The sequence below is a fragment of the Paenibacillus sp. sgz302164 genome (assembly GCF_056120505.1).
Genome location: NZ_JBVYOL010000014.1, coordinates 599 through 25,547, shown reverse-complemented (window position 1 = coordinate 25,547; position 24,949 = coordinate 599). Strand labels below are relative to the sequence as shown.

The window sequence follows — 24,949 nt, the reverse complement described above, 5'->3', positions numbered from 1 at the left end:
AAAAAGACGTCGTTCCCTCAAAAAGACAAAGGGAAAGACGCCTCGCGATTATACTTATCGGTTGCCATCTAACACCTCCCTATCTCCCGTAGGTAAAAGCAGTGTCGTTGAAACAGGCAGGTCTCCTGGCTATCAGCGTCATCATCGGCAGCAGCCTTCCCGGTTATTCATTCAACCAGTGGCGATGTTTGCTGCGACTCTTCTGTTACAGTGGCGGGACCGCGTCGGCTTTGCACCGAACTTCCCTTTTAAACTCAAGCCCAAGAACGATTCGTTCGGGCAAGAGCACCTGTCTCCACAATATGCAATTGTCTGCTTACATTCGATACAATGTATAACTATACATGAATATTAATTTTTATACAAGCTTTTCTTACAAATTGTCAAAAACAAAATCGTCGTCATTCAGCGGCTCCACATGAATCGTGCGAACGTAGCCGTTGCCTTTTTTGGAGAAAAAGTCGTGCTGCTTCGTCTTGGTGCTGAGTCCGTTCAGCACGATCGGATTGATCTCCTCTTCCGGGAATGCAGGGTCGAGCCCGAGATTCATAAACGCCTTGTTCGCGTTATAACGCAGGAACGCCTTCACTTCCCGGTCCAGGCCGATCGCGCTGTACAGATCCTCCGTGTACCCTTCCTCATTCGCATGAAGCTCCTTCAGAAGCGCGGTCAAAGTCTCGTAAGCCTCGTCCTGCTCCTGCGGAGTCAGCTCCTCGTACACTTCCTGGGCAAGCACGCCCACATACAGCCCGTGAATGCTTTCGTCGCGCAAAATCAGATCTATGATTTCGCCGCTGCTCGTCATCTTGCCTTGGCCGGCCAAATACAGCGGATAGAAAAAGCCGCTATAGAACAAATAGCTTTCAAGCAGCACGGATGCCGCCATCGCCAAATACAGATCCTTGCGGGTGTGAATGCCGTCGTAATATTTGGCAATCGTATTCGCCTTGAACTGCAAATACGGATTTCGCTCCACCCAGAGGAAAATGTCGTTGATCTCCTCCGTCGTAGACAGCGTCGTAAAAATGCTGCTGTACGATTTGGCGTGAATTTGCTCCATCATGCCCATGAAGCTGAGCACCGCTTTGCGCTGCAGCCCGTCCACATGCTCCAAAATTCTTGGCATCCCTACGCCGCCCTGCATCGTATCGAGCAGCGTAAGCCCGCCCAGCACTTTCATATACAGGTCGCGCTCCGCTTCGTTCAGCGTCATCCAGGACATTTTATCGTCAGACAGAGGAATTTCTTCGTCCGTCCAAAACTGCATAATATTTTGATTCCAGAACGTGATCGTAAAATCGTCGTCAGGCCGGTTCCAGTTGACGGCTCTCTTGGTGGTCATCTTGTATTCATTCCCCTTCCCGTTACACCGAACAGCTGACGCACTCTTCAACGGAGAGCTGGTTCGTCCGCGTGTAATAGAGCGATTTTAACCCGACACGGGCAGCGTACAAATAATAGCGCGCAAGCTGTCTGGTCGTCACATCGCTGTTGACATGAAGCACCGTCGAAATGCCTTGATCGACATGCGTCTGGATTTCGGCAATCAGGTCAAGAATTTTGAATTGGTTCATTTGATACGCCGATTTATAGAAGAAGAAATTGTCTCTTCGCAAATACGGCATCGGGTAATACGTCGTCGAGTTCGCGTACGTCCGCGTTTCGATCGGCTCGACGATCGGCATGACGCTGGAAGTCGCATTCTGGATGTACGAAATGCTTTGCGTAGGAGCGATAGCCATTCTGTACGCATGGTAAAGCCCGTGAGCGCGCACTTCTTCCTTCAGCTTGGCCCAATCGTCCGGAGAAGGAATCTGCATGCCCTCGAACAGTTGTTTCACCTTGTCTGTGACCGGGCGGTAATCGGTTTGCAAGTAGCGGTCAAAATAAGCGCCGCCGGCATATTCCGAAAGCTCGAACCCGTCGAACGTCTCGCCCTTCGACTTCGCGATCTCCATGCTTTTTTCAATCGAGAAGAAATTCATCGCCATGAAAAACGTGCGGACAAAATCTTTCGCTTCTTCGCTCTCATAACTGATCTTGTTTTTGGACAAATATCCGTGCAGGTTCATCGCACCCAGTCCGACCGAGTGCAGCTCGCGGTTCGCCTTCGCTACGCCCGGCGCGTTGGCGACCGTCGTCATATCGCTGACGGAGGTCAGCGCAATCATGCCCTCGTGCACCGATTCGCGCAGCTTTTTCAGATCCATGACATTCGCTATGTTCAAGGAAGCCAGATTGCAGCTAATATCTCTGCGAATCAGGTTCTCATCGCCGTAATCGCCGATCTCCGACGTCTCCTGCAGCTGAAAAATTTCCGTGCAAAGGTTAGACATCTTGATCGCGCCGATCTGCTTGAGCGGGTGCGCCAAATTTGCATTGCTGCGGTTCATCATGTAAGGATAGCCGGATTCCAGCTGCGTCGTGGCGATTTTTACGAGCATTTCGCGGGCGCTCATCACCGGTTTCTTTTTGACTCTAGGGTCCGCCAGCAGCGTGTCGTACATCTCGTCCATGTCCATATCGTCAAGGTGCTTGCCGTACGCTTTGTATACCGTATAAGGCGCGAACACATGCAGCGGCTGGTTCTCTTCGGCCAGTTTGTAGAATTTATTCGGCACGATCAAACCGATCGACAGCGTTTTGAGGCGCGACTTTTCGTCCGCATTGATTTTTTTGCTGTCCAAAAATTCCATGAGGTCCCATCCGAAGATGTTGTAATACGCCGCTCCGGAACCTTTGCGCTGGCCCATCTGATCCGCATAGGAAAAAGCGTCCTCCATAAGCTTGAGCACCGGCATAATGCCTTTGGCCGCACGCTCGACGCCTTTGATCGATTCTCCGCGGCCGCGCAGCTTGGACAGATTGACGGCCACGCCGCCGCCGATTTTGGACAGCTGCATGCACGTGCCCAGCACATAGTTAATCGAATTCAGCGAATCGTCCATCTCCAGCAGGAAGCAGGATACCATCTCGCCCCTGCGGCTTTTGCCGGCATTCAAAAACGTCGGCGTCGCAGGCTGCAGCCGCTGTTCCATCATCGATTTCGCCAACTGTTTCGCCGTTTCCGCATCGCCGCGACCCAAGTAAAGCGCCACAATCGCGACCCGGTCCGCATAATGCTCAAGATAAAGGGTTTTATCGTCACTGCGCAAAGCGTAATCCGTATAAAACTTCGAAGCCGCCATATACGAGGAGAATTCGAAGTTATATTCGTGAGTGATTTTGTATGTATCTTCAACTTCGGATGCGGAATATTTCTCGTAAACATCCTCGTAAAAGTTGTTATCTATCATGTAACGAACCTTCGAAGCCGTATCGGCAAAATGAAGGCTGTTGCGGTTCACTTCTTCCATAAATTCGTGCACGGCTTCCCGGTCTTTCTCCAATTGAAAAAAGCCGTCGACACCGCGCTGCATGATCTGGTTGTTTAACTCAATATGCCGCAATTGCGTGCACCTCCTGAACAAATCGCTGAACATCCTGCCGGGTTCCGGACAGTTCAAACTTGCCGAGCACAGGCACGCCGTAACGCTCGGCGATGCGGTCCGCGCTCTTTGCGAATCCATCTCCCCAATTCCGGTTCCCGCTGGCCGCTACGCCTTGGAGCCTAGGATGGTTCCGCTCCAAAAAGTGTGCGACTTTCTCCGGAATTTGACCAAAGCCTGTCGTATAGGTGACAAGCACGAAAGGTTCATCCATCTTCATCGCCTCTTCAATTTGAACCGCAGGCAAATTTAATTTTTTAATAAATCTGCGGACATTTCCCGTCTTGGAATCGTAAGCAATCAGCATGGGATTTCGTCTCCTTCTGTCAAAACCATTAAAATGGCGCATTCGGCAAAAAGAAGGACCGAATACGCCACAGGAACATGCGAACATAACGCCTGCCACTGGAGTGGGAGTCTGGACACCTTCCTATCTGCCGTAGGGGTGATTCTTACGAATAGGCAGGTCTCCTGGCTTGGGATCATCATTCCCATCCGCCTTCCCGGCTTTCCTATCGGAGCAAGCCAGTGGCAATCGGATGAAAACTCCTCCTGAACAGTGGCGGGACCGCGCCGGATTTGCACCGGACTTCCCTATTAAGCTTCGTGCGTGTCTCTAGAACGCGAAGCACCTATCCATCACGAGATATAGTTGATAGATTTCAATTTATATCAAGATATAGTGTTTGTCAATGAGCAAATCCGACTATCAAACCTCGAAAATCTCTCATTTCGGAAGCCTCGTTCAGCTATAAAAAACGGCAAAAAAAATGTGGATAAAAGGCGTGAAATGGCAAAATAAGGAACGTCATTTTCGGCTGTTCCTTGTCCGGCGCGGGCTAAATCGGAGTCCTGATTTCATCATTCAGAGCAATGCGCTGGGGATATTCGCTTGCAAATCTGGGGATAAACTGGGGATAATCCGGTACGAAAGTGGTGCACCAAAAACAAAAAAATAGGTCCATGCCAGCATCCTCATAGGCCTTTAGGACCCCATGCAACAACAACGGGACGAAGCCCTCTCTCCCAAATAAATCCAATTTTATGCCAAAACACCAAACAAAGCTATCCAGGGACGGAACAACGCCCTGAATAGCTTTAAAAATTGAATGATACAAGTCCAGCCGGTCGATTTATCCGTTGCGCTTTTGGAAATCGGCCATAAAGTCAGCCAACGCTTTGCAGGAAGCGTACGTTACCGCGTTGTAAGTCGAAGCTCTTAATCCGCCTACGCTGCGATGGCCTTTCAAACCGACAAAGCCGTTCTGCTCGGACTCTTTAATAAATTTCTTCTCAAGCTCCTCATCCTGCAGACGGAACGTCACGTTCATCATCGAACGGCTGCCCGCATCGACCGGACTGCGGTAGAAGCCTCCGCTTTGATCGATCGCGCTGTAGATCAGGCCTGTTTTTTCGAGGTTGTTTTTCTCGATGGCCGCAAGTCCGCCCTGCTCTTGAATCCATTTCAGCACAAGGTTTACCATGTAGATGGAGTACACCGGCGGCGTATTATACAACGAGTTGTTTTTGCCATGGATTTCATAGCGCAGCATCGTTGGAATGGTTTTTGGCAAATCCTGGAGCATGTCCTCTTTCAGGATAGCGACGGTAACGCCGGACGGACCGAGGTTTTTTTGCGCGCCCGCGTAGATCATGCTGAATTTCGACACATCGACAGGACGGCTCAAAATGTCGCTGGACATATCGGCGATCAGCGGCACGCTGCCTGTGTCCGGAAAGCTTTGGAACTGCGCCCCTTCGATCGTTTCATTGGAAGTGAGGTGCAAATAGGCTGCATCCGGATGAATGTTGATTTCGCTTAAATCCGGAATTTTCATAAACTTTTGCTCTTTCGAGCTGGCTGCGATGGACACTTCGCCGAACAATCCCGCTTCCTGAACCGCTTTCTCCGCCCAAGCGCCGGTCAGAACATAGCTGCCCACTTTGCCCTGTTTGAGGAAGTTCATCGGAATCATGGCAAACTGCGTGCTCGCACCGCCTTGCAGAAATTGCACCTGATACCCTTCCGGAATGCCGAAAATTTGTTTGAGCAGCTGCTGAGTTTCGTTGTGGACCTGCTCATATTCCGCGCTGCGGTGGGAGATTTCCATAATCGACATGCCGATTCCTTTAAATTCGACAAGCTCCTCCTGCGCCTTTTGCAGCACTTCGAGCGGAAGCGCCGCAGGCCCCGCATTAAAATTATACGCACGATTGCTCATGAATAACCCACCTTTGCTTAATATACTATGGTTATGATAGCAAGATTCGCCTCACGCATCAAGTAAAACCTCTGCTGGACATGCTAAGCTTTAAGTCCGCATGTCAAACGGCACCAATACAAAGCTCTAGGAGGAATAGTATGTCTCTTCAAAATTTTTCCGCCGACCCGTACCGGCTGTTCGTCGGCATCCGTCTCCCCGACGCGTCCAAAGCGGCGCTGGACGCGTGGAAAGGCAGCGCTCAGGAGAAGCTGCCTTTTCACAAGTGGACGCATCCGCAGGACGTCCACATTACGCTTTGCTTCCTCGGCGACGCATCCGCCGGGACTGCGGAAGCGCTGGCGCACGACCTGCGCCAGCTCGCCGCGTCGGCGACACCGCTAGCCCTGCACGCCGAAGGACTCGGCGTGTTCGGGCCGCCGGCGGCGCCGACGGTGCTGTGGGCGGGCGTTGCCGGCGACCTCGATGCGCTGGGCAAGCTCCAGCGCGAAGTTAGCGGCGCCTGCGCCCGCCACGGCTTCCCGGCCGAGGCTCGCCCCTACCGGCCGCACATCACACTGGCCCGCCGCTACCGCGCAGCGGCGGGGCCCTTCCGGCGCGCCGCGCTGGCGGAGGCGGCGCCTGCGGCCGGCTGGGCCGCGTGGCGGGTAGAGGACATCGTCCTCTACCGCAGCCACCTGGGCCGACAGCCGGCCTACGAGCCGCTCGGCGCGTTCCCGCTGGGCGCGCCGGGTCTGCACTGACGCCGCGCGGCCGGCTTCCAGCGGCGCTCGCTCCCGCCACTGACTGCTCGCTCACGCTGGCTCTCACTGCCGCCGCTACTGGTGCCCGCGCTCGCCAATGGTGCTCTCACTGCCGCCGCTACCGGTGCCCGCGCTCGCCAATGCTGCTTTCGCGGGCGCCTGCTTCCGCTGGCTCTCACTGCCGCCGCTATCGGTACCCATGCTCGTCGATGCTGCTTTCGCGGGCGCCCGCTCACGCCGGTACCCGCGCTCGCTCGTCAATGCCGCTTTCGTGGGCGCCTGCTTCCGCTGGCTCTCACTGCCGCCGCTATCGGTACCCATGCTCGTCGATGCTGCTTTCGCGGGCGCCCGCTCACGCCGGTACCCGCGCTCGCTCGTCAATGCCGCTTTCGTGGGCGCCTGCTTCCGCTGATACCCGCGCCCAGTGAGGCTCGCCGCTTTCGTCGATGAGCCGCTTCCGCTAGCTCCGGCTTCCGCCTGTCGCGCTCGCCACTGCCCGCTCACGCCGGTGCCGCTCTCGCAGCGCCAACTTCCATCAGCACCCACCGATGTCGCTCCCGCCGATACCCGCCAATACTGTCAGGTTAGGCGACTAAAGCCCCGTCTCTTTGTCTTTTGGGCGAAAATCCCTGCACTTTCTTTTTGCAAGCTTCCCAGAACCTCACATGCCTGAACCTGACGCACAATTCACCTGATTTCGCGAAGAAAACCTGCAAAAGTGCAGTTTTTACTCGGTTGACACGCTGGCTACGACATATTCCTGCAATTGTGCAGGCTTTTCGCCGCGAATATGGGCTTTGGTTCATTTTTATCGAAAATTCCTGCACAATCGCAGGATTTTCGCCAAAATGACCCATTGATTACAGAAAAAACCTGCACTTTCGCAGGCTTTCCCCTGCCAAGCCGCCTTGTCCCAGGGGCCTGCATGCGATACCTGCTCCCCACTTTTCAGCGAGTTGAATAATTTAGGTCTTGCTTTTTTCCAGCGTCTATGCTTATAATAACCTCAACTTGATATGAGTTCGAAATTCTGTGAAGAGAAAGAGTAAGTTATCCGGCTGATCCGCAGAGAGTTGGGGCAGGTGCGAGCCAACGTTCAGACGATAACCGAAAGCCATCTCCGAGAAGCAGGCTGAAAACCAAGTAGGTGCTGCCGCAATTCCAGCGTTAACGGGAACACGTATTGATGGATACGTGAACGGAGTGTCGCTTCGCATGAAGTGAAACTAGGGTGGTAACACGGGTAATAACTCGTCCCTTATGGGGCGGGTTTTTTTGTTTTCCAAAAAAAGGAGGAAACCAGCATGACTCATTCATCCATAAGGGAACTATTGACGCCTGCGGTGCGCGATATGCCGCCTTCGGGCATCCGCAAGTTTTTCGATTTCACGGCAGGCAGAAAAGACGTAATCTCGCTTGGCGTAGGCGAGCCGGATTTCGTTACGCCAAAGCACGTCCGGGACGCCTGCATTCATGCGCTGGAAAAAGGCAAAACCTCGTACACGCCCAACGCCGGGCTGCCCGAGCTGCGGGAGGCGATTGCGGAGTACTTGTCCGCTAGCTTTCAGGTGACGTACGACCCCGCTGACGAAATCATGGTTACCGTAGGCAGCAGCGAAGCCATCGATCTGGCCTTGCGCGCCCTGATTACGCAGGACGATGAAATTTTGATCCCGGTCCCCTGCTACATTTCTTATTCGCCGATTACGTTTCTGGGCGGGGGCAAGCCCGTAGCTGTCGAAACTTTTGCCGAAGATCAGTTCAAGCTTACGGCAGAGTCGCTGAAAGCAAAGCTGACTCCCCGTTCCAAAGTGCTTGTGCTTTGTTACCCGAACAATCCGACAGGCGGAATTATGACCCGCGAGGACTGGCTGCCGATAGCTAAAATTGTGGAAGAACGCAACCTCGTAGTAATTTCGGATGAAATTTACGCCGAGTTGACGTACGGCAGCACACACGTCAGCTTCGCTTCGCTGCCCGGAATGAAAGACCGGACGCTGGTGGTCAGCGGCTTTTCGAAGGCGTTCGCCATGACCGGATGGCGGGTCGGCTATGTGTGCGGCCACCGGGAGCTCATTTCGGCGATGCTGAAAATTCACCAGTACACGCTCATGTGCGCGCCTATTTTGGGCCAGATTGCCGCTATCGAGTCCCTCCGGAACGGCCTGGAGGAAAAAGACCGGATGATCGCCTCCTACAATAAGCGCCGGAAGTCGTTCGTCCAAGGCTTAAGGCAGGTCGGGCTTCCCTGCCACGAACCGCTGGGCTCCTTCTATGCGTTTCCTTCGATCGCGCATACCGGGTTAAGCTCGGAACAGTTTGCTCACAGGCTGCTGCAGGAGGCCAATGTCGTAACCGTTCCCGGGCAAGTTTTCGGCTCCGGCGGAGAAGGGTTTGTCCGCTGCTCCTACGCGACTTCGCAGGTTTTGCTGGACGAAGCGTTGGAACGGATTTACGCATTCCTTCAAACGCTCTGACCGGCAGCTGCATTGTAACGAACCGGTTCCCCCATCGTTCAAACGGACAGTTTACCACGAAATAAGGGTGTCTCGGCTCGTTACATTCACAAAAGCTTTTTGGGATTACGTTTAAAACTTGAACGATTCGGTACAGTTTGAACGTATGCTTGCAACGTTATGCTAATCAAGCAGCGCCTGCGAACCGGGGCTGCGGTAAAGCTCGAACATTCGCTGCACCTGGCAGGCGGTGTTCCGCTCGATCGAGAGCGGCGGCAGCTCGCTCTCGCCGAAAAAGCCGACGCCCGTCGTCTCCAGGGCGTCCGTCAACGCCTCGCCGCCTTCCAGTTCGCACAAGATGAATATCTTGTACACGTGGTTCGGCGAGGGCGGGTGCGGGTGGCGCTTTTTGTCCAGCAGCGCCAGCAAACGGACCGGCTTGACGTCGTAGCCGGCTTCCTCCTTGGTCTCCTTGACGGCGACCTCGGAGGGCGTGTAGCCGATATCCGCCCAGCCTCCGGGCATAGACCAGGCGCCGTCTGCTCTTTCGCGGACAAGCAAAATCTTGTCCTCCCTGAAGACGACGGCTCTTACATCCACTTTCGGCGTCGCATAGCCCGAATCGCTGGCAAACAGCTCTCTCACCTTTTCAACCGGCGTTTCGGTAAAGTAGCTCATCATCTCGACACTGATGCTGCGCAGCGCCTCGTAGCGCTCCAGATCGTACCCGTTTTCGCCATACTCAAGCCCGGCCTGACTGATCGCCTGAATTTGTTTCGCCCATTCGAGCCATGGAATGTTCATCCTTTATCCTCCTCTGCTTCGCTTAACGTCAGCATCCCGCCAAATATTGACACCATCTCCTCCAATTTCATGCGAACGAGGCCGCTGGAGGAGGGACACACATATTCGATGACGCCGGGCACGACCGGTTCCGGCTGTACTCCCCAGGCCATTCCCCGTCTGCCGCTGTACTGCTCATACACGCCTTTTCCGACGAAACATGCGACTCGCGGCCGGTAAATTTCGATTTTTTTGCGCAAAATCTCCCGGCCTTCCTTATATTCCTCCGGCGCAATCTCGGCGGCCGTCAGGGTAGGTCTGGCGACAATATTCGTGAAGCCGTAACCAAGGCGGAGCATGTCCCCGTCCTCCTGAGGCTTGTACAAGCGATCCGTCAACCCAGCCGCATGCAAAATGCGATAAAAACGGTTGCTTGGGCTCGCATAATGATGGCCCGTCTCTCCCGAGCGGATACTCGGATTGTAGCCGATAAAAAGAATCCGCAAATGATGCTGCAAATGGTCGGTTATTGGCTTTGCTTCCATGGGTTTCTCCTTGCCGCTCTTCCCGCTATTCGTTCGTTCTCCAATTCTCTATCATTTTACCACTAAAAGGCATTGACACGCCAAGCTTGCAATGGAGTCCGGCCAGTTCCTCAGCCAAGATTCATGGCTTTAGTACAGTCCGCTGGAGATGACCGCCGGAAATCATCGGCGGTACCGTTACAGCTCTGGCTGCGCATTGACACAGGGCAGCCTGCTTGGCCCAGCAGCACATCTGCCCGGCTGCGCGAAGAAAACCTGCAAAAGTGCAGGTTTTTGCTCGTCAATACGCCGGCAACGAAAAATTCCTGCAAATGTGCAGGTTTTCATCGAATGCGCGGGCTCAGGCTCATTTTCATCGAAAATTCCTGCACAATTGCAGGAATTTCGCCAAAACGAGCCGCTTTCCCGGAAAAAACCTGCACTTTCGCAGGTTTTCCGGGCTGCTCAGCCAGCCGTTTCATGAACGGCCGCGCCAAACTTTAGGGCTCCAGCCCCCCCCATCCGGCTAGAGCCATGCTTATTTCCTAAGCAAGCCCGCCAGATGCAGAAAAGCGTCAACCGCCCGGTGAACGCGGGCTTGCACATTGGGGCTTATCTGGGCTTCTATAGGCCCGTCTTCAAAGCCTGCTCTCTGATCGCCGCCGATCGAGATCCATTCCGGGCAGTTGATGCCGTGCAGGTTGCGCACCGTTACTTGCATATGTTGGAGCGTGCTGACGCCGACCGCCCCTCCGGCGGAACTGGCTGCGAGCACGGCTTTGCCCTTAAAATGATCCTGCCCAAGGTGATCGAGCGCATTTTTGAGAACGCCGGTCATGCTGCCGTGATATTCCGGCGATGCGAGCACGATGCCGTCGGCACCCAGCATCGCTTTTGCCAGCGCGGCCAGCCCTTCGTGATCGGTATATACCGTATCGGGCGAATAAAACGGCAGAGGCGCTGCATACAAATCAATCAACACAGCCTGATTGCCCTTCCGCTCGATCGCTTGCTTGATATATTTGGCCAGCCCCGTGCTCGCTGCCGCTTTCCGATTGCTTCCCGCAAGTAAGGCTATGTTCATTCCAGCTCATCCTTCCCGTCAGTGGGTGTCGTATTTAGATGCAAAAACTGGTCCTCCGGCAAATGACTGCCGAAGAACCAGCTTGTTTAATAATAGTATAAGAGCGTACAGATTAGCAATCGAAGTACAGGGAGTACTCGTGCGGATGAATGCGGATAGCCACTTGTTTTGCTTCTCCGCGTTTGAATTCGATGTAGTTGTCGATGAAATCTTGCGTAAATACGCCGCCTTCAAGCAAGAAGTCGGAATCTGCCGCAAGAGCGTCCAAAGCTTCGTCCAGCGTGCCAGGAACGCTGCGGATTTCCGCTTTTTCAGCATCGGACATTTCATAGATGTTTTTGTCGAAAGGACCGTAACCAAGAGCGGTCGGATCGATTTTCTTTTTGATACCGTCAAGACCCGCCATCAGCATAGCTGCGAAAGCAAGGTATGGGTTAGCCGTGCTGTCCGGAGTACGGAACTCGATGCGGCAGCCTTTAGGAGTCACAGCTGCGATCGGAATACGAACGGCTGCGGAACGGTTGCCTTTGGAGAATACCAGGTTAACCGGCGCTTCGTAACCAGGAACCAGACGTTTGAAAGAGTTCGTGCTTGGGTTTGTGATTGCGATCAGCGCAGGAGCGTGGTACAGGATACCGCCGATATAATGCATAGCCATTTCGCTCAAGTTCGCGTAAGCGCCTTTTTCATAGAACAGAGGCTCTCCGCCGTTGAAGATGGACATATGAACGTGCATACCGCTGCCGTTGTCGCCGAACAGAGGTTTTGGCATGAATGTTGCCACTTTGCCGTATTGTCTAGCTGTGTTGGAAACGATGTATTTGTATTTGAGCAGGTTGTCTGCAGTTTTAGTCAAAGTGTCGAAACGGAAGTTGATTTCAGCTTGACCCGCTGTAGCAACTTCGTGATGGTGACGCTCGATGCGAAGACCTGTATCCGCAAGCAGACGGCACATTTCGGAACGAATGTCCTGTTGGCTGTCGGTTGGAGCTACTGGAACGTAACCGCCTTTAACAGGGATTTTGTAAGCCAGGTTTCCGCCTTCTTCTTTGCGGCCGGAGTTCCACGCTGCTTCTTCGGAATCCACTTCAAAGTAGGATTTGTTCATGCCGGACTCGTAACGCACATCGTCAAAGATGAAGAACTCGGATTCAGGAGCAAAATTTGCAGTTGTACCGATACCTGTAGTTTGCAGGTACTCTTCAGCTTTTTGAGCGATGCTGCGAGGATCGCGGTCATAGCGTTCGCCCTCTGGAGTATGAATGTTGCTCATAATAACCAAAGTCGGATGCGCTGTAAAAGGATCTACATACGCAGTCTCGGTATCTGGCATCATAACCATGTCAGATTGTTCGATACCACGGAAGCCCGGGATAGAGGAACCGTCAAAAGCTACGCCGTTTACGAAAGTATCTTCGTCCACTTCCGTCGCAGGCAAAGAAATATGCTGCTGTTTACCGGAAAGACCTACGAAACGGAAATCTACCCACTCGATGTTTTTTTCCTTGATGAGGTTCAACACGTTTTGAACTGACATTTTAAAAATACCTCCTATTTCCGTACATTCAACGTACTTTGCATGATGATTGTTCAACTTTTTCTTGTTATCTTGCACATATTATATAGCTTTTAACTTCTTACCGTCAATACTTATGTCAGGTATTTTTTATGGATGTGTCAGCTATGCTTACACTGTTCACAGATTTGTGAAAAAAGCAGGAAAAAGGCCGGCTTCTTCGTTTTCGAAGAAGCGCAGCCTCCGGTGAGAGCTTTATTTAAGCCAGAATCGGCTCTTTTTTCGTATCGAATTTCTTTCCGAGAAGCGGTGCGAGCTTTTCCAAATCGACCAGCAATTTGGCAAATTGATCCGGGAACAGGGATTGCACGCCGTCGCCTGTCATTGAATTATCAGGATCCGTATGCATTTCGATAATCAAACCGTCCGCTCCGGCTGCAACCGATGCTTTGGTCATCGGCTCTACCAGTTCGCGGCGGCCCGTGCCGTGGCTCGGATCGGAAATGACAGGCAGGTGGCTGAGCTGTTTGAGCACCGGAATTGCCGAAAGATCCAGTGTGTTGCGCGTGTAGGTTTCAAATGTTCGGATTCCGCGTTCGCAGAGCATAACGTTCGGATTTCCGCCTGCAAGAATGTATTCGGCCGCGTTCAGGAACTCGTCATATGTAGAGCTGAAGCCGCGCTTCAACAGTACAGGCGTCTGAATCGTTCCCAATTTGCGAAGCAGATCGAAGTTTTGCATATTGCGCGTTCCCACCTGCAGGATATCTGCGTATTCCGCGCATACGTCCACGTATTCCGGCGTCATCACTTCCGTGATGGTCAGAAGGCCGTGCTTTTTGCCCGCTTCGGCCATCATGATCAAGCCTTCGACGCCTACGCCCTGGAAGCTGTAAGGACCTGTTCTCGGCTTGAATGCGCCGCCGCGGAGCACTTGGCCGCCTGCGGCTTTGACCAGACGGGCGATCTCGTCGATTTGCTCCGGAGATTCCACCGCGCAAGGGCCGCCCATGATGACGAGCTGCTCTCCGCCGATTTCCACGTCTTTGATCTTGATCACCGTATCGGCCGGGTGGAAGTCACGGCTCGCCAGCTTGTAGGATTTGGAAATTTTCACCACTTGCTCAACTCCCGACATTTGACGAAGCTGCTCCGCCATCTTGGGATCCGCTTTGCCGATAATACCGATAACCGTGCGGTCTTCCCCTTTGGATACGTGCGCTTGCACGTCGTGCTTTTCAATCCATTGAACGAGCTCCTGGATCCGCTCGCCGGAAATTTTGTTCGATGTAATTGCGATCATCTGAATTCACGCTCCTTAAAATATGAACCAGTCTACTGCTGGCCGATAAACTGTGTTGCTCCAACTTGTCGCATAACCCCTTGAACGCTTAAATGCTTAAACGCTTGCTCGCTTCTACGCTTTTAATCACTAAAGTAAATATACAATGCTTGACGAAAGTTCGTCAAGCACTAATTTATTTTTATTCCGCGCCGTTCGGCAAAAGGAGCTCCGCCTTGCGAATTCTGCGCTTTTCTTTCCTGCGGTTCGTATGATATTTCAGCAGCAATAAAATAGGGAAATACATAATAATGCCGAGCATCGTTCCAACGACCATCCCGCCTACGATCAAATCCAGGCTTCCGCGGATAATATTCGATAACAGGTCGGGCAAATGATGAATGAGATAATGTTTGAAAGGCTTAGGAACCAGCAGGTCTCCGACATGCTTGTTCAAAAATGCGAGCGGGATATAAATGATTTTGCCGAACACAAATCCGATTAATGCCCCCGCCAAATTCGCTCTTAGCAAATATACTAGAGGAAAGATGAGAAGGAAGGCAAATCCGGCCGTAGGCAGCGTGAACATTTCGACTGCCAAACCGATCGAAAATCCCCGCGCTACTTTTGACGGCCCCCCTTTGGCACGCAAAAGCAGCAAATACTTATACTTGAACCATTTCTTGGTGCTTTTCCAATCGTAGCGAATATGTTTGGGTTTCACCTTCTGTGCACTTTGCATGCCGGTTCTCAATCCTATCAAGTTGAATTGGTAACAATTACTCGTTCGCCGCTGTTTTGGATTTTGCAGCCGGAATGAGCTTCTTCATATTTATAGTACGTTTCATTTCCCAAGTGGTTTCGTCTTTCTGATCGTAGCTCTCCAAATACGCAATGACCTCTTTGGTGATCGGAGTCGGCGTGGAAGCGCCCGAAGTGACGCCTACCTGGCGAACATGGGCAAGCCAGTTCCGGTCCAACTCGGTGATATCGGATATCCGGTACGCCTTGACGCCCGCAATTTCCTCCGATACTTGGGCCAGACGGTTGGAATTGTTGCTCTTCGGATCTCCGACGACGATGACCAGATCGGCTTCTTTAGCCTGCTCGGCCACCGCCTCCTGCCGTACCTGGGTAGCCAGACATATTTCATTGTGAATTTCGGCTTTGGGAAACAGCTCCAGCAGGCGGTTCATAATATGTTTGATGTCCCACTGGCTCATCGTCGTTTGATTCGTAATAATAATTCGTTCCGAACGGATGTCCAGCTTCTCCGCTTCCTCCAGCTTCTCGATCAGATGCACGTGTCCCGGAGCGACTCCGACAGCGCCTTCCGGCTCGGGATGGCCCTTCTTGCCGATATATATCACGTCATAGCCATCGGCAGCCTTTTCGCGGATCAGGTCATGGGTTTTGGTAACGTCCGGACATGTGGCGTCAACGACGGTAAGCCCCTTTTCCCGCGCCATGCGCCTTACTTCCGGAGAAACGCCGTGCGCCGTAAAGATGACCGTTCCGGTATCGATTTGCTCCAAAATGTCCAGACGATTCTCGCCGTCGAGCGTAATTACGCCTTCTTCCTTAAAGAAGTCGGTCACGTGCGAATTATGCACGATCATTCCTAATATATATATAGGCCTTGGCAGATTCAGGTTTTTAGCCGTTTGCATAGCCAAAGCCATTGCGTCTACGACGCCGTAGCAGTAGCCTCTTGGCGATATTTTGACAACTTTCATGCTTGCTCCACCTGCTCCGGATATAAGTTTTGTTCTTTCATTATAACGGATTAAACGGTTAGAGGGAAGTTGGCGGGAAGCCAGATGATGAAAGTGCTGCCTTCGTCTTTGCGGGTTGTAACTTCGATCGAGCCGCGGTGCTCGTCAATAATCCATTTGGCGATCGACAAGCCGAGTCCTGTGCCGCTCGTCTGGCCTCTGGACAGATCCGCGCGATAAAAACGGTCGAAAATGTGCGGCACATCTTCCTTGTTCATGCCGATCCCGGTATCGGCGATCCGCAGCCCGACAAGGCCCGGCGAGCGAAGCGCATCGAGCATGACGACGCCTGACGGCGTATATTTGAAAGCATTTTCGATGAAAATGAACAAAAGCTGCTGCAAATAGTCGCGGTTTCCCTGCACGACGGCGTCGTTCAGCGCATCCAGATCGCCCACCTGCCAGTCGGCTGTACGCGACAAAAATTGCGTTCGGCGTATGACCTCCTGAACAAGCGGCAGCATATCGAGCTCGGACATCTCCATCTGCACTCCCGCATCCGCCCGCGCAAGCGCGAGCAGATCGTTCACCAGCCTGCTCATGCGCTGCGCTTCACCGGCGATATCCTGCATCGCTTCCAGCGATATTTGCATTTGATCCGGCGTGGCGAGCTGCGCATTGCCGGAAGTCTGCTTCCACATTTTCTCAAGCAAATCCACATTCCCGCGTATCGTCGTAAGCGGCGTCCGCAGCTCGTGGGAAGCATCCGATACAAAGCGGCGCTGAGCCCGGTAAGCTTCCTCCAGATCGGAATACGTCACTTGAATGCGGGACAGCATTCCGTTGATCGTTTCCGTCAAGCGGCCGATTTCATCCTGCGGACCGTCATAAAGAATCCGCTTCTCAAGGTCAGTCCCGCTCTCGATCTGATTCGCCGCCTCGATGACCTGATCGATAGGCATCAACGCTTTTCTGGACATGAACCAGCCCAAGGATGCAGCCAGAACAATCGTAATCAAAGCCCAGAATACCAGCGCATAACGCAATTTGAGCAGGGTCGACTCATAGTGTCCGATCGGAAAAGCAGCCTCCAGCACCCCGACCAATTCATCCGGTCTGTCCAGGCTCCCGTATATTCCCATGTGATAAATGAGGATATCCTGGTTCCCGGCTACTTTCGTCTTTTCAAAATAAGACGGTGTATGCGCAAATTTGTCAAGCGGCGGAACAGGCAGAGCAATGCCGTTGTATAGCAGCAATGCCGAACGGGTCACCGTTTTGAGCTTTACGTTGTACAGCTGCAATGAGATGTTATTGGAATTCAAGTCTCTGTTCTCCAGCTCCAGATCGATGACCAGCCCTTTGATCGAAAGAGCGACGCTTTTTTGCACGCGGGAATAGCTCATTTCGGCTTCCTCTTTGAGATCGCTTTTCACGCCATCATACAAAAAATAGTTCAGAAAAAAATAAAGCCCGATACCGAAAACAAGCATGGTCACCGCCAATATGCCGGAATACCAGAGCGTTAGTCGGAGGCGGAGAGACATCGCTTACGATTCCCCTCTCAACACGTAGCCGGCGCCGCGGACTGTCTGGATGATCCGCTTGTGCCCGTGTTCTTCTGTTTTTTGGCGAAGCAGGGCGATGTAAACTTCGAGCACGTTGGATTCGCCGCTGTAATCGTAGCCCCAAATTTTTTCCATGATGATGTCCCGTGACAGCACCCGCTTCGGATTCAGCATAAACAAATGCAGCAGATCGAACTCCTTCGTCGTCAGCTCGACAAGCTTGTCTTCGCGAAAAACTTCGCGCGTATCCAGATCGAGCGTCACATCTTCGTAAGTCAGCCGGTTTGTCGGCTGCTCCGGACGCTCAGCGCGTCTGCGCAGCAGTACGCGGACCCGCGCCAGCAATTCCTCGAGCGCGAAAGGCTTCACGAGGTAATCGTCGGCGCCGAGGTCGAGACCTTTGACCCGGTCGCTGATTTCGTCCTTGGCTGTCAGCATCAGAATCGGCACCTCGCTGCCGCTCTCGCGAACCCGGCGCACGACCTCCCAGCCGTCGATCTGCGGCATCATCACATCGAGAACGATCAGATTCGGATCGTTCAGCAGCGTCTGCTTCAAGCCTTCGGCGCCATTGCTTGCGGTCACTACCATATATCCTTCAAAGGCAAGGCCCCGCCTCAACATTGAAGTGATTTTTTCGTCATCGTCTATTACTAAAATTTTTTCTCTCATGCAAGCAGCCGCCTTTCTTGTACCCTTCATTTTACAACCCTGATATATACATTGTAACAAAATCGCGCGAAAGCAAAAAGAAAGCAGAGCCTGCAAGCTTGCGGCCGCGGGTCTCCACTTCCTTTAATGCAACTGAGTCTTATTTGTTGGTTGTCGCCGACAATGTGTTTTTATCGCCTATCGTTACGGGGACTTCCATGCGTTTGCCGTCGCGGATAACACCCAGCGTCACTTTGTCGCCCACTTTGGTCGCCTGAACTTTCGTGATCAGATCTTGCGAGCTTTTCACTTTGGCGCCGTTAATATCGACGATGACGTCATATTGGCGCAGTCCGGCTTGGAAAGCTGGGCTTTTGCGCTGAACGCTGCCTACAAGGGCGCCGTCCGTATTTTCAAGCTTCAGTTCGCTGACCCAATCCTTGCCGATATCCTGCAAGCCTACGCCCAAATACGGAACCGGCTCTTTTGGAATTTCCACGTTGTTTTTCAAGTTTTCGAGAACGGATGAGATCGTGCTGGTCGGAATCGCAAATCCGATGCCTTGCGCCTGCGCGCTTACCGCCGTATTGATGCCGATAACTTCGCCGTTCAAGTTCAGCAGCGGACCGCCGGAGTTGCCGGGGTTAATCGATGCGTCGGTTTGCAGCAAATGTTTGTACTCGCGGGTTCCCTTGGAATCCGGAATGCTGATCGGACGCTCTTTGGCGCTGAGCACGCCGACGGTTACGGTATGGTCGAACCCGTAAGGGTTGCCGATCGCGACGACCCAGTCGCCGACGTTCACGTCTTCGGCTTTGCCGAGCGGAAGGATCGGGAAGTCTTTGGCGCCTTCGATTTTGAGCACCGCCAAGTCGAGATCGTAGCTGTTGCCCAGCAGCTTGGCGGTAAACGGCTTGTCGTAGCCTTGAACGGTTACGTGAACTTCGTCGGAGCCGTCGACCACGTGCTCATTGGTCAAAATGTAGCCGGATTTTTCAAAAATAAACCCTGTACCCATGCCCGCTTCCTGCAAGGTGCCGCTGCCTGAATCTTGCTGGCTGTCGTTTTGGCTTCCACCGCCACTGCCGCCGCTGCCGTCATCGCCGAAAAATTGGCGGAAGAACGGATCGTCGAACAAGGAGTTTCCGCTGCCGCGGGTCGATTTCTTCGCCTTGACAAAAGATTCGACTTTGACTACGGCCGGACCCGCATTTTGCGCAATCTCGGAGATGTTGTTCGGACGCGCGAAGTCGAGTCCTACGTTTTTCAAATCGTTGCTGCCGCTGCTTGAGCCAGCGGCCGAAGTTTTCGTCGATGCGGAAGAGCTGCTGGCTGACAGCGGTTGATGGCCTGTGAACAGATTCATTTTGTCCGCTCCGAACATCAATGCGCCAACTACTAGAGCGCCTGCCATGAAGGCGGCGAAAATGCTTTTGCCGGACGTACGTTTACGTGTATTGTAATCCCATTGCCCCGGACCTCCCGGTTGCCCCGACTCGGACTGGAAGCTGAACGAACGCAGGTTTTTGGGCGGGGTCACTTCAACGCTTGATGTGCCCTCTGCGCCAGAAACCGATGTGGTCAAAGGCTCCGAGCTGTTGTTATCGCTGAATGCCGACTTGTAAGGACCGTAAGAATAATAGTAGGAAGGCCTTTCTTGGTTGGATGATTGCTCGTTGTGCGGTTTGTCCGAGCCGTTATCGTTGTTCTGCGGCTTGAAAAAATCGCTGTAATCCTTTTTATTGTCTTCCATATTTTTCTTACCTCCATGTTTGAATAAGAATGAGTGCATGCTATGGGGTCCAAATATTGTAGGTCTAGTTGTCTATGGCTCTATCATGCACCCATAACCTTAAACCAACATTAAAAATCAATAAACGGGAGGTAAAAAAACAAATTTTGCTTATTGCGCCCAGGATTGCTCCACTTTTTGCAGTAATTCCGCCGCTTCTTCGATCCAATTTTCCTCAATTTTCGCGTCGGAATCGAGAGGCGTCTGAAATTGATCGACCATCGCGCCGTAAGTTGCAGCTTCGGCATCGTAATCGAGTCCTTCATTATATACATGCTTAAGCACAAAAGGCGTTCCGAGCCTGACGACGGCATCCGTCGCCTCACTGTCGCCTTCGATTCGACCGGTTACGACTTGGAACGGGATGCGCAGCCAAACTTTGTTCGCCTCGTCCAAATGCCGGTCGAAATATCCGTGATCGTAGTCCCAGTTGCCGCCCAGGGCAAAGTCGAATTCATGCAAGCGTTCACGCACACTGCCGAAACTCTCCTGCACTTGCTCCAGCGAGGAAGAAATGAGTTGCATGGGTCTGACACTCCTTTAGTCGTTCGAATTGAAGTTCTTACGCTTTAGAATGTGCCAAAATGTAGATTTTATGTGCGAATCCGCCTCCGGTCAAACCCATCCTTTGCGGTGGGCGTAGATGGCAAGCTGCGTCCGGTCCTCCAGCTCGCACTTCATCAGCAAATTGCTGACGTGGGTTTTTACCGTTTTGATGCTGATAAACAGCTCTTCGGATATTTCTTTATTGCTCTTCCCATCGGCGATGAGGAGAAGCACTTCTTTTTCGCGGGTCGTGAGTACGTCCTCCTCAGGCTTGGCGCTTTTTTGCCGGATCCCTCTGGTCAGCGCGAGAGAAACGTCGGAATTCATGACCGGCATACCGCGGTATGCGCTCTGAATGGCATGGACGAGCTGATCCGATGAGACGGTTTTGAGCATATAGCTGATGGCCCCGGACTCGATCGCTTCAACGACCTTCGCCTCTTCCAGGAAACTCGTCAGCATGATGACTCTGGTCCGGGGATATTTTTCGCCGATCAGCTTGGTGGCGGCAATACCGTCCATGACAGGCATCGTCAGATCCATCAGCACGATGTCCGGGAGCGATTCCGCAAGTGCGCCCTCCAGCAGGTCGAGCGCTTCTTTTCCGTTGCCGGCTTCCCCGATCACTTCCAAATCCGGTTCCAAAGATATATAAGTTCGTAGCCCCACCCGGACCATATCGTGATCATCGACGATCATAATTTTTATCGCGTTACTCATTCGACTTTTCCTCTCCTTTTGACAATCGCTTCTTCGGTATCGTCCGCAAAACGCGGAATTTTCACCTGCACCCTCGTTCCCGCTCCCGGTTTGCTGAAGATTTCCACATCGCCGCCGAGCTTCTGCGCTCTTTCCTTCATCGTCGTCAGCCCGTGCGAGGCCGAAGGAATGCCGCTCCGTTCAAAGCCCTGGCCGTTATCCTGCAGCTGCAAAATGTATTGGTGCTCCCGCTCGTGAATCGACAAGCGGACTTCCTCCGCGGAAGCGTGCTTAACGACATTCGCCATCCCTTCCTGTACGATGAGAAACAGCTGGTGCTCGATCGCTTCGGATATGGCTTCGCCGAGGATAACATCAAGCTGGCCCTGAAGTTCATGGGCCCGGCAATATTCGGGGAACCATTTCTCCAGAGCTTCTTGCAGCGTCATATCGTTCAGCTCGATCGGCCTCAGCTGCGAGATGAGTCCGCGCATCTGCTTTTGCGCATGATGCGACATTTGAATCAGTTGAGTCATGACGCCTTCGGCTGCGGCCGGATTTTTTTCCAGCATTTTCGGAAGCGAGGACGCCGACATATGGATAGCGAACAGCTCCTGGCTGACCGTATCATGCAGATCGCGCGCAAGCCTCCGCCTTTCTTCCATAACCGCGGTTTCGGTGAGTTCCTGGTCACGAATCGCCTCGGCCTCGCCCAACTGCTGCAGCAGCTGTACGCGGGCCTCGATAGCCGAAGCCATCGTATTGAACGTATCATACAGGTAGAGGAAAGGCTCGACCGGTTCCAGTTCAATCCGGCTGGAAAAGTTGCCTTTCGATATTTCCAGCATGGCCAGGTGAAGTTCGTCCACTTTGCGCTGCCACCTTCTCGTTGCCACATAGCCCGTGGATAAACAAACCGCCAGAATGGCGATCAAAAACCACATTTTGAATTCCCAGTAAGCGAAATAATCCTGGAAATATTCAAGCGCGATAAAGATGCTGGACACTATGATCAAGCTTGCAATAAAGAAGTAGCTCAAAAGCTGCCACTTCATATTGAACATCCGCAATTTGTACATGATCCGACCTCAACCTATTTTTTTAATCGTAATATCTCCGATAAACATGCTGGTCGTCACGATCAGCTTCCGCTGCGCCTCGTCAAAATGGGCGGTTTCCGTCCGAACGCTGCTCATAAACCCGCTTTCCCGGCGATCGAGTACCTTCATATCCCCGATAAACGAGTTGGCCATCACTTTGACCTCCAGATCGATATCGTTGGGAATAAAAATTTTCACGTCCCCGATAAAAGCCGTCACAAAAATCGGCGTCTCCCCCAAAGGAACGGAGGCGCGGGTCAAATCGATGACGGAATCCCCGATAAAATGAGAGATGTGCAGCGGCTTGAGCTCCCATGGCTCCTGCCCCATGTGCACGTCGCCGATAAAGCCGTGCCTGTGAATCGTATCTCCGGAATGATCGCCGCCAAACGTTTGATAGCGCGGATGCCGGTGATTGTGATGGGGCCCCCGGTGCGATTTGCCGGTCGCGTCTTCATGCTTGGACAGGTTAATCGAAGCGGTTTCCTCCGCAGTTTTCCAAGCATCGCCGTATTTGTGCGGATCAAACTCGCCGTGAATGTCTTTCAGCACCGCCTTCTCTTCTTCGCTCAGTTCTCTCTTGATCTCGGGCTTGTCTTCCTTATGGGCCGATGCATCGGATGACGCATGATGCTCCCACTTGAATTCCTTCCATTGACGCTTGTATTTCTCGCGCTCTTCGCGAAGCGCCGCGCGCCGCGCTTCCCTTGCGTCTCTTTTCGCATCGCGGTAAGCATCCCGATCGGCGTGCGAATGCTTTTTCCAAGGTTTGAAAATCACATTCAGCCCGAACAAAATCAGCGCCACCGGCCAAAGGTATCGAAACATTTCCCCGATCGACAAATCGGTAAGCTTCAAGTTATGAAGCAAAAAAATGGTGCCTACCCCGCACAGCAGTACACTCCAGACGGAACTTCCCCAATGATACTTGCGCTGCCAAACGAATCCCGTCAAACCATAGAAAATGAGAATGATTGGCCAGTAAGTGGAAAAGATATACGCGATATCGATTTTGATGAGCCCCATTTGATCCAGCAGGAAAAATGCGCCTGCGGTGACAAGAATAAGCCCCCAGAAGATTCGCCCGAACAGATTCGGATTCATGCTTGCTTCCTCCAATTGTGTACGTGTTTGTTAAGATACCTCTAGTCTATAAGATGCAGCCGGCAATGAAAAGAGACGAGGGATTGAAGGTGTCCTCAGTCTGGAGACCGAGTTTTTGCAGGTATATGCGAAATAACTTACATGCTTTTTGGCAGATTACGAACATTACGGATAATATGTTACGTATTCTTACGTCATTCGTTGACATGTTTATCATCAGAAACGTATAATTTAGGCGAAAGTATTGCTCAATATACAAGGAGAGATGGGATAATGGATGCAATTAAACAGCTTTCCAGCGGTTTGGACACCATTTGGGTCGTTCTGACGGCAGCCATGATTTTGCTCATGGAAGGCGGCTTCGCCTTGCTGGAAGCAGGCTTTGTCAGGCAAAAAAATGCGGTAAGCATCATTATGAAAGTGTTCGTCGATATCGCTTTCGGGGCACTTATTTTTTATTTTGTCGGCTTTGGGCTCATGTACGGAAAAGATGCCGGCGGCTTCATCGGCACGAGCGGATTTTTCATGGGAGGAGACTTGACACATATCGATTTATCCATATCCCATGAAACGTACTGGCTGTTTCAATGTGCTTTCGTTATCGCGGTCATCTCTATCGTATCCGGCGCCGTTGCCGAGAGAATCAATTTCCGCGCCTATATTTTATATACAATCGCCATGACGGGAATGATTTATCCGATCGCAGGCCATTGGGTTTGGGCCGCTAACGGATGGCTGGGTAAGCTGGGCATGGTCGATTTTGCCGGGTCCGCCGTCATACACGCTCTCGGGGGCTTCTCGGCGCTCGCGGCAGCCATCATTATCGGTCCCCGCATCGGCAAATTTTCGGCAAACGGGTCGGCCAACATCGTGCCTCCGTCCAACTTGCCGCTCGCGTCCGTAGGCGCCTTTATTCTCTGGTTCGGCTGGTTCGGCTTCAACTCGGGAAGCACGCTCAGCGCTACGAATACCTCCATCGGACATATTGCGGTAACGACGATGCTGTCCGCTGCGGCCGGAAGCGCAACCTGCATTTTGTTCACCATGTTTCGGTACCGCAAAGCCGATCCTCCGATGGTCATCAACGGCGCATTGGCGGGCCTTGTCGGGATTACCGCCGGATGTGCGTTTGTAAGTGACGTCGCGGCCATTATTATCGGAATCGTATGCGGAATCGCCATGGTGTATGCCACTGAAATATTGGAATCCAAGGGAATCGACGATCCTGTAGGCGCATTCCCGGTTCACGGCATAAGCGGGTGTATCGGAACCGTTGCAGTAGGCTTGTTCGCGCAGCCGGATGCTATCCGCGAAGGAACAGCCGGATTGTTTTACGGAGGCGGGTTCGGGCTGCTCGGCGTGCAGGCTCTCGGCCTTGCAGTCGTTTGCATCTGGGGATATTTGCTGACATGGGGGGTCCTGAAGCTGATCAACCTCGCCGTTCCGCTTCGCGTCAGCAAAGATGAAGAACTGGTCGGCCTGGACGTCGGCATCCACGGCGTGCCTGCATACAGCCAGGAAGACGGCTTCATCGATTTGGGTGAGTTGAAGGGCGGCAAATAAGCTCCGCGCATGCCAGGGAAGCGCGCTCTGCATCGAAGGGGCGCAGAGCCGCTCCCGGCGTGCGTCGTGGCGCTGGGCGGGAGGTGCCGCGCAGCGCGCGTTGTCGCGCTGCG

Annotated in this window: 21 protein-coding genes, 2 riboswitches and 1 other annotated feature; of the genes, 3 read left to right on the top strand and 18 right to left on the bottom strand. The window is 52.8% G+C overall.

What is annotated here, in order from left to right; translation table 11 throughout:
- Positions 1-98 precede the first annotated feature (98 nt).
- A riboswitch (cobalamin riboswitch) is annotated at positions 99-308 on the bottom strand.
- 65 nt (positions 309-373) lie between these two features.
- The 4 genes from nrdF to serC all read right to left on the bottom strand — a co-directional run bounded on the left by nrdF (position 374) and on the right by serC (position 5,710).
- On the bottom strand, positions 374-1,342 hold the full coding sequence (nrdF, locus tag AC0LWT_RS22320) for a class 1b ribonucleoside-diphosphate reductase subunit beta (protein ID WP_474683488.1): 969 nt from the start codon (positions 1,340-1,342) through the stop codon (positions 374-376).
- A gap of 22 nt (positions 1,343-1,364) precedes the next feature.
- Positions 1,365-3,449: a class 1b ribonucleoside-diphosphate reductase subunit alpha gene (gene nrdE, locus AC0LWT_RS22315; RefSeq protein WP_474683487.1), complete on the bottom strand. Its 2,085-nt coding sequence runs from the start codon at positions 3,447-3,449 to the stop codon at positions 1,365-1,367.
- Positions 3,436-3,795: a class Ib ribonucleoside-diphosphate reductase assembly flavoprotein NrdI gene (nrdI, locus tag AC0LWT_RS22310; protein WP_474683486.1), complete on the bottom strand. Its 360-nt coding sequence runs from the start codon at positions 3,793-3,795 to the stop codon at positions 3,436-3,438. The genes nrdE and nrdI overlap by 14 nt, the downstream gene beginning before the upstream one ends.
- Positions 3,796-3,932: 137 nt before the next feature.
- Positions 3,933-4,139: riboswitch (cobalamin riboswitch) on the bottom strand.
- A 482-nt stretch (positions 4,140-4,621) separates the two neighbouring features.
- Entirely contained in the window at positions 4,622-5,710 is a 1,089-nt protein-coding gene (serC, locus tag AC0LWT_RS22305) for a 3-phosphoserine/phosphohydroxythreonine transaminase (protein WP_474683485.1), read from the bottom strand.
- A 140-nt stretch (positions 5,711-5,850) separates the two neighbouring features.
- Between serC and thpR the strand changes: the two genes are divergently transcribed.
- Together thpR and AC0LWT_RS22295 are read left to right on the top strand one after the other, a co-directional pair.
- Complete coding sequence (gene thpR / locus AC0LWT_RS22300; RefSeq protein ID WP_474683484.1) at positions 5,851-6,453, top strand: RNA 2',3'-cyclic phosphodiesterase; 603 nt, start codon at positions 5,851-5,853, stop codon at positions 6,451-6,453.
- Between the two features lie 1,023 nt (positions 6,454-7,476).
- Positions 7,477-7,715 (top strand) — a binding site (T-box leader).
- Positions 7,716-7,757: 42 nt separating this feature from the next.
- Positions 7,758-8,930 carry an aminotransferase class I/II-fold pyridoxal phosphate-dependent enzyme gene (locus AC0LWT_RS22295; protein WP_474683483.1) on the top strand — a complete coding sequence of 391 codons (1,173 nt, stop codon included), beginning with the start codon at positions 7,758-7,760 and terminating at the stop codon, positions 8,928-8,930.
- Positions 8,931-9,092: 162 nt separating this feature from the next.
- On the opposite strand, the gene AC0LWT_RS22290 is transcribed toward AC0LWT_RS22295, so the two are convergent.
- The 14 genes from AC0LWT_RS22290 to liaF all read right to left on the bottom strand — a co-directional run bounded on the left by AC0LWT_RS22290 (position 9,093) and on the right by liaF (position 23,273).
- Complete coding sequence (locus AC0LWT_RS22290; RefSeq protein ID WP_474683482.1) at positions 9,093-9,713, bottom strand: NUDIX hydrolase; 621 nt, start codon at positions 9,711-9,713, stop codon at positions 9,093-9,095.
- The gene (locus AC0LWT_RS22285) at positions 9,710-10,237 is read right to left on the bottom strand and encodes a mismatch-specific DNA-glycosylase (protein ID WP_474683481.1); all 528 of its coding nucleotides are present in this window, start codon (positions 10,235-10,237) and stop codon (positions 9,710-9,712) included. Before AC0LWT_RS22285 ends, AC0LWT_RS22290 begins: the two co-directional genes overlap by 4 nt.
- 517 nt (positions 10,238-10,754) lie before the next feature.
- Positions 10,755-11,300: an NADPH-dependent FMN reductase gene (locus AC0LWT_RS22280; protein ID WP_474683480.1), complete on the bottom strand. Its 546-nt coding sequence runs from the start codon at positions 11,298-11,300 to the stop codon at positions 10,755-10,757.
- A gap of 112 nt (positions 11,301-11,412) precedes the next feature.
- The gene (gene glnA, locus AC0LWT_RS22275) at positions 11,413-12,837 is read right to left on the bottom strand and encodes a type I glutamate--ammonia ligase (RefSeq protein WP_474683479.1); all 1,425 of its coding nucleotides are present in this window, start codon (positions 12,835-12,837) and stop codon (positions 11,413-11,415) included.
- 238 nt (positions 12,838-13,075) lie between these two features.
- Entirely contained in the window at positions 13,076-14,119 is a 1,044-nt protein-coding gene (gene aroF / locus AC0LWT_RS22270; RefSeq protein WP_474683478.1) for a 3-deoxy-7-phosphoheptulonate synthase, read from the bottom strand.
- 181 nt (positions 14,120-14,300) lie between these two features.
- Complete coding sequence (locus AC0LWT_RS22265) at positions 14,301-14,822, bottom strand: DUF2062 domain-containing protein (RefSeq protein WP_474683477.1); 522 nt, start codon at positions 14,820-14,822, stop codon at positions 14,301-14,303.
- Between the two features lie 55 nt (positions 14,823-14,877).
- On the bottom strand, positions 14,878-15,834 hold the full coding sequence (locus AC0LWT_RS22260) for a 4-hydroxy-3-methylbut-2-enyl diphosphate reductase (protein ID WP_474683476.1): 957 nt from the start codon (positions 15,832-15,834) through the stop codon (positions 14,878-14,880).
- Positions 15,835-15,884: 50 nt separating this feature from the next.
- Positions 15,885-17,360, bottom strand: coding sequence for a sensor histidine kinase (locus tag AC0LWT_RS22255; RefSeq protein ID WP_474683475.1), 1,476 nt, complete (start codon positions 17,358-17,360; stop codon positions 15,885-15,887).
- A 3-nt stretch (positions 17,361-17,363) separates the two neighbouring features.
- Positions 17,364-18,053: a response regulator transcription factor gene (locus AC0LWT_RS22250; RefSeq protein WP_474683474.1), complete on the bottom strand. Its 690-nt coding sequence runs from the start codon at positions 18,051-18,053 to the stop codon at positions 17,364-17,366.
- Between the two features lie 139 nt (positions 18,054-18,192).
- Complete coding sequence (locus AC0LWT_RS22245; protein WP_474683473.1) at positions 18,193-19,785, bottom strand: S1C family serine protease; 1,593 nt, start codon at positions 19,783-19,785, stop codon at positions 18,193-18,195.
- Between the two features lie 150 nt (positions 19,786-19,935).
- On the bottom strand, positions 19,936-20,349 hold the full coding sequence (locus tag AC0LWT_RS22240) for a YugN family protein (RefSeq protein WP_474683472.1): 414 nt from the start codon (positions 20,347-20,349) through the stop codon (positions 19,936-19,938).
- A gap of 90 nt (positions 20,350-20,439) precedes the next feature.
- Positions 20,440-21,090: a response regulator gene (locus AC0LWT_RS22235; protein WP_474683471.1), complete on the bottom strand. Its 651-nt coding sequence runs from the start codon at positions 21,088-21,090 to the stop codon at positions 20,440-20,442.
- The gene (locus tag AC0LWT_RS22230) at positions 21,087-22,148 is read right to left on the bottom strand and encodes a HAMP domain-containing sensor histidine kinase (RefSeq protein WP_474683470.1); all 1,062 of its coding nucleotides are present in this window, start codon (positions 22,146-22,148) and stop codon (positions 21,087-21,089) included. Before AC0LWT_RS22230 ends, AC0LWT_RS22235 begins: the two co-directional genes overlap by 4 nt.
- A gap of 9 nt (positions 22,149-22,157) precedes the next feature.
- The gene (gene liaF, locus AC0LWT_RS22225) at positions 22,158-23,273 is read right to left on the bottom strand and encodes a cell wall-active antibiotics response protein LiaF (protein ID WP_474683469.1); all 1,116 of its coding nucleotides are present in this window, start codon (positions 23,271-23,273) and stop codon (positions 22,158-22,160) included.
- Positions 23,274-23,546: 273 nt separating this feature from the next.
- Between liaF and AC0LWT_RS22220 the strand changes: the two genes are divergently transcribed.
- Entirely contained in the window at positions 23,547-24,836 is a 1,290-nt protein-coding gene (locus AC0LWT_RS22220) for an ammonium transporter (protein ID WP_474683468.1), read from the top strand.
- The last annotated feature ends 113 nt before the right edge of the window (positions 24,837-24,949 follow it).